Raw genomic sequence first — 6,779 nt, 5'->3', positions numbered from 1 at the left:
GATGTCCAGCATCATCTCCGCGCCGTAGCTTTCGAGGAACGCGTAGTCGCTGGTCGCCTGGAAGTAGTTCGATAGGTTGAAGAAGTTCGCGGCGTTGACGTGCCGCTGGTTGCGGCTGAGATCGGGCTCCCAGCGGCCCGACAGCGGGTTGAGGTGCACGCGCTGGGTCTCCTCGACGCCTTCGCTCCCGCTCTGCCACGGAAACATCGCACCCCGGAACCCGGCCTCCCTGGCGGCCGCCCGGGCCTCCCCGATCCGGCGGTAGCGATACATCAGCAGCCCTCGCGTGACCTCGGGCAGCCGGACGTTGAAGAACGGGAACGCGTAGATCTCGTCCCAGAACACGTGCCCGCGGTAGGCCTCGCCGTTCAGCCCGCGCGCGGGCATCCCGGCGTCGAGATCGGCGGTATGCGGCGAGCAGACCTGGAGAAGGTGCGCGATGTGCAGCCGGAGCAGCAACTGGACCTGCTCGTTCCCCGACGCGCCTACGTCGCACGTGCGCCATAGTTCCTCCCACGCCGCGCCATGGCGCTCGGACGCCCCGGCGAAGTCGCTGTGGCGCGCCGCGGATCTGGCGGCCCGTACCAGCGTGTCGCTGACCGCCGGGTCCCGTGACGTATAGAAGGCGACCATCTTCTCGACCCGCGTCGCCTCACCCTGGCGCACGTCGAAGGCCAGGACCTGCTGGATGTAGTCCTCCATCTGGTAAAGCGTCCGGGTCGCCGGCAGCTGTTCGCCGCCCTGAAACACGCGCGTGCGCGTCGCCTGGCTGATGTAGATATTGGACTGCCGGGTCTCGGCCTTCAGCGCGATGACCTCGGGCCCGAATGTCCGCGGGGAAACGGGGTTCAGGTGGCGGCCCTCGAGCTGCCGGTAGCGGGGCACGCCGCTGTTGGTCACCCGGGAGTCAAGCGCCGAGATGACCTCGACGTGCCCTGACCAGTTTTCCGGGACGAGGGTCCACTCGATCCCGGCGTGGTGCGCGTCAGCCATGCTGACGAACCGGCGGCTTGTCAGCGTCGTCTCCCGGCCGGCGTGATCACGAAAGCGGAGGCGCCGGAGGACGGTCGCGTGCCGGATGTCGTATTCGTGGCGGTAACCGAGCAACTCGACATCGTCGAACCTGATCGCATCCTCGCCTTCGACCCGCACCTGGAGGACCAGCCAGTTCGGCAGGTTGACCAGGTCCTCGTTGAGGACAGGCAGGCCGCCCATCATCGTCGTCTCGCGGTTGTAGCCGCCGTGCGCGTACGTGCCTGGATAGTGCACGCCGTCGGCGTCCTCCCACTCCGCGGCGCCGCGCGTGCACAGGTAGCCGTTTCCTGTTGAGGTCAGCGCCTCACGCAATCCCTCGGTCCTGGGATCGAAGCCGTCATAGGTGAGCAAGAATCCGTCCACTGCACCCTCCGGGTCCTACGTGCGGGGACCGTACGCTTCGCGGATCTGCCGCTCCGTTTCCTCTCGCGGCAGGTAAACGTTCAGTTCCGTGCCGGTACAACGCTGAGCGCCCATCGCATTCCCGTACTGGCAAGCTACGACGTAATCCCGATAGGCGAGGTAGCCGTAGGCCAGTCCGCCGGCGAACGAATCGCCGGCACCGGTCGTGTCGACGACGTGCTTCACCTCGATCCGGTCGACGAACTCCTCGGCAACGCGGCCCGAACGATCCCGGTAGAACGCTACGCAGCCACGTTCGTCGAGGGTCACGCATACCGCGGCGACACCGCGGTCCAGGCAATACTGTGCGAGATCGCGCAGTTCTTCATCGCTCGGCTTCGGCGGATCGGCCGCCACCTGCACCGACTTGCCGAGCCACGCCGACCCCGCTTCCTCGTGGTTCATCTTCAGGATGTCGATGTACGGAAGCCATACGTCCAGGTCAGCCCACGCCCTTGGATAGCGCTCGCCACCCCGGGCCAGCGTCATCGTCGGGCCGTGGGCATCTAGCACCACGGTCGCATCGCTGTGCTCTTTGATGTGACGCAGCGTCGGCTGCCCTACCTGGTAGTCCGTGATCGGGACACAGACGATGATGTCCGCATCGAGCACCTTGCCGACATCGTCCGGCAGGATCGGGGCCATGAAGCTCGCCTGCCGCTCGACGCGACGATTCTGGTCGACGTAATGCAGCTCGACGACGTCTCCCTGGTCGGCAGCCGACGTTATACCGGAGGTGTCGATGTTCGGGAACGATCCCAGGATCTGCTTGAGAGGAGCCTCGTCCCGCTGGCGGACGTGTGATACCGGGACGATCGTGTCGCCGGCATCCAGCAGAGACGAGAGGGCAGCCGCCGTGTAGATGACGCATCCGTACTTCTCGAATCGCTCACCGGCAGGGGTCACGACCACGTCGCGAGGGATCGGCCCTAGCACCCCGACCTTCCGGCCCGTCGCGCTTCTCACCTAGCTCAGTGTAGTGACCCAAAGGCCAGGGGTAACGGCGGGGAGGGATTACGCCACGTACGGTTCTGCGCCGGTCTCGCTGATCATCGGGCGGCCGGCGACGGCCCAGCCGGTCATGCCGTCGGACACGTTGACCGTCTGCCACCCGGCACCGGCCAGCGCCTGCGCCGCATAGGCCGAGCGCGCACCGGAACGGCAGATCACGAACACCTCGCGGTCGCGCGGGATTTCCTCCGTGCGCACGGACAGCTCGCTGAGCCGGACGTGGATGGCGTCCGGCGCGTGCCCGGCCGCCCACTCGTCGTCTTCCCTGACGTCGAGCAGGTAGATTCCGGCCGGCAGGTTCGCCGACATCACCGCGGGCTGGTCATCGTCGGACTCGAACACGATCGTTCTCCTCTGCGGCTGAGGGGGCGAGTATTGCTGCGCTAACACTAGAGGATCTAGCGGGAGCAACGTCCGCGCGTCGCGCATTTGGCTGCACCGTGACCGATGGGTCCGTTAAGTAGCCCGAACGTACGGTTGCGACTCCGCTCCCGCCGCTTCCCTGATCCCGTAGCGGGCGTACAAGCGGCGCAGCGGCCGCGGCGCCCACCAGTTCGCGCGGCCGAGCAGCCGCATGGTGGCGGGGACGAGCAGCACCCGGACCACGGCGGCGTCGACGATGAGCGCGACGATCATGCCGACGCCGAGCAGCTTCAGGAACGTGATGCTAGAGGCGGAGAACAGCCCGACGACGATGATCAGCAGCAGCGCGAGGCTCGTGATCAGGCCGCCGGTGCGCTGCAGGCCGCTGGCCACCGCGACCGGATTGTCGCCGGTCTCGTCGTACCGCTCCCTGATGCGCGAAAGCAGGAACACCTCGTAGTCCATCGACAGGCCGAACACGATCGCGAGCAGCAGTATCGGCATCGTCGGGTCGATGCTGCCCGGCGTGAACTGGAGCAGCCCGGACAGGTGCCCCCATTGGAAGACCCACACGATCACGCCGAACGTCGCTGACAGCGACAAGATGTTCATCACGATCGCCTTCAGCGGCAGCACCACCGAGCCGAAGGCGAGGAAGAGCAGCACGAACGTCGCCACCGCGGTGAGCAGCGCCATCCAGGGCAGGGTGGACCCGAGGCTGCCCAGCTCGTCGACGAGCCCCGCGGTCGCCCCGCCGACGAGGACGGTGGCGTGCGGCGGGGGCGCGAGGGCCCGGATCCCGGTGACGATCTGCCGGGCCTGCGGCGAGAAGTACTGCGGGCGGAAGCCGACGTCGAGCCGTACCGTGCCATCCCGCTCGCCGGTGACCTGGGTGCCGGTGACGCCAGGGATCGCGTCGATCTTGCTGACGTAGCCGGTTAGCGCGTCGCCGCTGGTGACGTTGCTGACGACGGCCTCGGCCGGCGTCGTCGAGTTGGCCGGGAACTCGCTGGCCAGCGTGTCCGACACCTGCCGGACGGTGGAGCTCGCCGGCAGCACCGTCGAGTCGGTGCCGCCCCAGGAGATCTTCAGGAACGGCGCGCCGAGCGCGAGCAGCACGACCACGATCACGCTGGCGAAGACGACCGGGCGGCGCATCACGCTGTGCGCGAGGCGGTACCAGGCCCCGCCGTCTTCCTTCGGCACGGCCCCGACGCTCTTGCGGACGCGCAGCGCGTTGACCCGGTGGCCGAGCACCGCGAGCAGCGCTGGCAGCACGGTGACCGCGGCGATGACGACCACCGCGACGGTCGCCACGCCGCCGTAGCCCATCGAGCGGAGGAAGACCTCGGGGAACAGCATGAGGCTGGTCAGCGCCAGCGCGACCGTGACGCCGGAGACGAGGATGGTGCGGCCCGCGGTGGCGACGGTGCGGGCCACGGCGGCCTCGACCGTCGGCTGACGGCGCAGTTCCTCCCGGAATCGCGTCACCATGAACAGGCCGTAGTCGATGCCCAGGCCAAGGCCCATGATCGTGGTGATGTTCACCGAGTAGATGGCGACCGTGGTGGTGAGGGTGAGCAGCCGCAGCACGGTGAAGGAGCCGAGGATCGCCAAGCCCCCGATCGCGACAGGAAGGGCGGCGGCCACGACGCTGCCGAAGATCAGCACAAGCAGGATCAGCAAGACGGGCAGCGAGATGCCCTCGGCGCGGGCGATGCTGCCGGTGACCGCGCTGTCGATGGCGACCTCGGTGGGCACGGTGCCGCCCACCTTGGCGGTGATCCCGTCCCCCGGCCCGCTAGCCAGGTCATTCTTGATGGCTTTGTAGGTGTCCTGCCGGGCGGCATCGTCCGCGCCCGCGAGCTGCAGCACGGCGTAAGTAGAGTGGCGGTCGGTCGAGGCGAGGCTGGCCTGCCCGCTCGACCAGTACGTGGTGGTGTGCAGCACGTCCGCAGCCGGCAGGGTGCCGAGCTCGGCCGTGACGGCCCGCCGGTAAGCGGGGTCGGCCACCGTCATCGCGGCGCTGTGGTACAGCACCACGACGTCCGCCTCGTCCCGCCCGAACACGCTGGTCGCGAGCGCGCTCTCCCTGTTGCTCTCGCTGCTCGGCGGCGTGAACGTGTTGCCTGACGTCAGCTTGCTGAAGACGCCCGTGCCCCAGACGCCGGCGGCCACCGCGAAGGCAGCCGCGAGGACGAGCGTCAAACGCCGGGCCCGGTACAGGCCGCGTCCCCATGCCTCGAACATCACGTCCCCTGAGTAAACGCTGTAAACTGCGTACAGGGATAACTGTGCTATACAGCGTTTACTCTCGTCAAGGGGGTTCGCGAAGGATCTTCCTTGCCATGGCCATGAGGCTGTACAACTGAGTCGGGAGGTCTATTCGTGACAGAGACACCCGGTCTGACCCGCCGGGACCGGATGCGCGCGGCGACGATGGAGGAGATCACCACCACCGCGCGCCGGCTGCTGGTCGAGCAGGGGCCCGATGCCGCGTCGCTGCGCGCGATCGCTCGCGAGATGGGGATGACGGCGCCCGGCCTGTACCGGTACTACAGCAGCCGCGAGGAGCTGCTACGGCACGTAGTCGCGTCCATGTTCCGCGAGCTGGCCGGGGACATTCGCGGGGCCATCGAGGCAGCCGACCCGAAGCCGGCGTCGGGGTTCGCCAGCGAATCCAGCCGCCGGGCGCACCTCGCGATGAAGCTGATCGCCGCCTGCCGTGAGTTCCGCCGCTGGGCGCTGAACCACAAGGACGAGTTCGCGTTGCTGTTTGGCGTGCCGGTGCCCGGACTGGACGACGGGCGGTTCGACATCGCCGAACAGTGCGCGCTGGAGTTCGCCGGGACCTTCTACGTGCTGTTCCTTGAGCTCTGGAACGCCACCCGCTTCCCGGTGCCCGCCGACGCGGACATCGATCCCGTATTGCGCCGGCAGCTCGGGCGGTTCGGCGAGAAGCTGGGCACCAATGCCCCTGACGGCGCGATCCTGGTCTTCCTCCGGTGCTGGACGCTGCTCTACGGCGCGCTATCGATGGAGGTCTTCGGTCATCTCGGGTTCGCGCTCGACGACCCGGCTCCGATGTTCGAGCTGACACTCGGCGACCTGGCTGGCCTGGTCGGGCTTGAGTACCCGCTTCATGCGGCCTGAGCCGCGGCCGGTGCGCAGATATCAACATCGATGTACAACTTTTATCTAACGCCGATGTCAGCGCGGTTCGCTTCTTACTAAGCTCGCGTGGTCTGCGCTCGGGGGGGCCAGCCGAACATAACCAGTAACCAGGGGACCATGATGAGCGGTTATCCGTCGTATCCCGCATACCCGGCAGGCACGGCCGGGGCGCCCGGGGCGCAACTCCAGCTGACCGGGCCGGACCCGGTGCAGGTCGCAGCCGCGGAGCCGACCGGGCAGCGCAGGGCGACGGTGGCGTTCCGGCTGATCTTGGTCGTCCCCCACATGTTCCTGCTCTTCTTCCTCGGGATCGCCGCGCTCGTGGTCGCGTTCCTCGGCTGGTGGGGCGCGTTGTTCACCGGCCGGCTGCCCGAGTTCGCGGTGAACTACCTGTCCGGGTTCATGCGGTGGGTCCTGCGGTACCAGGCGTACCTCTACTTGCTGACCGACGTGTACCCGCCGTTCACGCTCGACGATGTGCCCGAGTACCCGGTGCGCCTCGCGATACCCGAGCGCCAGCGGCTCACCAGGGCCGCGGTGTTCTTCCGGTTCATTCTGGCCATTCCCGGGATAATCGTCTCCGCCGTGGCCACTGAAGGCGCCAGCTCGCTCGTGCTTTTCGTCGCGTGGCTGATCGCCCTCGTCAACGGCCACCTGCCACGGCCGCTACACCAGGCGCTCACCGCGCTGCTCAGGTACCAGATCCGGTTCTACTGCTACTACTGGATGCTGACCCCGGCATATCCCTGGGGGCTCTTCGGCGACGCGCCGGGCATGCCGCCCGCGGCCGCCGG

The 6,779-nt window shown here is 67.8% G+C and carries 5 protein-coding genes and 1 pseudogene; 2 read left to right on the top strand and 4 right to left on the bottom strand.

Annotation, left to right across the window (positions count from 1 at the left end):
- From WA805_RS19235 to WA805_RS19220, 4 genes and pseudogenes are all read right to left on the bottom strand, one after another.
- Nucleotides 1–1,398: pseudogene (locus WA805_RS19235) on the bottom strand (glycoside hydrolase family 65 protein); the annotation flags it as partial.
- A gap of 15 nt (nt 1,399–1,413) precedes the next feature.
- A complete protein-coding gene (locus WA805_RS19230) occupies nt 1,414–2,403 on the bottom strand; it encodes a carbohydrate kinase family protein (RefSeq protein WP_422277422.1) in 990 nt (329 codons plus the stop codon).
- Nucleotides 2,404–2,451: 48 nt separating this feature from the next.
- The gene (locus WA805_RS19225) at nt 2,452–2,757 is read right to left on the bottom strand and encodes a rhodanese-like domain-containing protein (protein ID WP_422277424.1); all 306 of its coding nucleotides are present in this window, start codon (nt 2,755–2,757) and stop codon (nt 2,452–2,454) included.
- Between the two features lie 147 nt (nt 2,758–2,904).
- Complete coding sequence (locus WA805_RS19220; protein ID WP_424562596.1) at nt 2,905–5,061, bottom strand: MMPL family transporter; 2,157 nt, start codon at nt 5,059–5,061, stop codon at nt 2,905–2,907.
- A 138-nt stretch (nt 5,062–5,199) separates the two neighbouring features.
- Between WA805_RS19220 and WA805_RS19215 the strand changes: the two genes are divergently transcribed.
- Entirely contained in the window at nt 5,200–5,964 is a 765-nt protein-coding gene (locus WA805_RS19215) for a TetR/AcrR family transcriptional regulator (protein ID WP_425243021.1), read from the top strand.
- A 141-nt stretch (nt 5,965–6,105) separates the two neighbouring features.
- On the top strand, nt 6,106–6,779 hold a 674-nt coding region (locus WA805_RS19210), incomplete at its 3' end, for a DUF4389 domain-containing protein (RefSeq protein ID WP_425243020.1).

Origin of the sequence: Trebonia sp. (assembly GCF_049794275.1) — a bacterium.
GTDB lineage: Bacteria > Actinomycetota > Actinomycetes > Streptosporangiales > Streptosporangiaceae > Trebonia.
The sequence above is the reverse complement of the archived record's forward strand: the minus strand, read 5'-3'. Positions and strand labels throughout refer to the sequence as shown.